This is a genomic window from Mycobacterium sp. E342 (genome assembly GCF_001667665.1).
Lineage (GTDB): Bacteria > Actinomycetota > Actinomycetes > Mycobacteriales > Mycobacteriaceae > Mycobacterium.
In genome coordinates, this window is sequence record NZ_LZJM01000234.1 from 1 (window position 1) to 800 (window position 800).

Here is an 800-nt window from a genome sequence, read left to right on the forward strand (position 1 = left end):
GGCGAGGTGCGAGACGCGTATCGGGCCAGCAAGGGCGCGGCCGCGCAGCAGGGAAAGCCGTTGCGGGTGGTGCTGCGCCTGACCGCACCGCAGCTTGCCGCACTGCCGTGGGAGGCGTTGTTTGATGCCGAGATCGACGCGTACATCTGCCGCAAGGAGCCGCTGGTGCGGCACGTGCCCGCTCCCTTTACCCCCGAACCTTTGAAGGTGACCCCTCCCCTGCGGGTGCTGGGTCTGGTCGCCTCACCGCGCGGGATGCCCGCTTTGGATGTTGCTGCTGAGCAGGAGCATCTCTCCGATGCCCTGGCGGCCCCGATCGGCGAAGGCTTGATCAAACTGGAGTGGCTGGTGCAGGCCAGTTGGAAAACAGTCCAAGAAGTGCTGCTGTCCAATCATTGGCATGTACTGCACTTCATCGGCCACGGCGACTACGACGTCACCACCGATCAAGGGATGCTCGCCCTCGTCGGTGAGGATGGTCGGGCGAATCTGGTGGAGGCTGAGCGGCTCGCCGACCTGCTCAACGAAGCGCGCCCGACGCCCCGTCTGGTGGTGCTCAACTCCTGCTCCTCGGGTGAGGAGGGAACCCAGGATCTATTCTCGGGAACCGCCGCCGCGCTGGTACGTAGCGGCATCAGCGCGGTTGCTGCCATGCAGTTCACCATCAGCGACCCCGCCGCGATTGACTTCGCGACCGGTTTTTACACCGCCATCGCCCATGGCCGAAGTGTCGATGACGCGGTCCGCAGCGGTCGAATATCGATCCTGGGCAGGCCGCACACTCTCGAATGGGTCACCCC

The 800-nt window shown here is 65.1% G+C and carries 1 protein-coding gene; it reads left to right on the plus strand.

All coding sequences use genetic code 11. From position 1 onward, the window contains the following. Positions 1 to 800 (plus strand): CHAT domain-containing protein (locus A5692_RS18305; protein ID WP_156766150.1); only part of this gene is annotated, 800 nt, incomplete at both ends.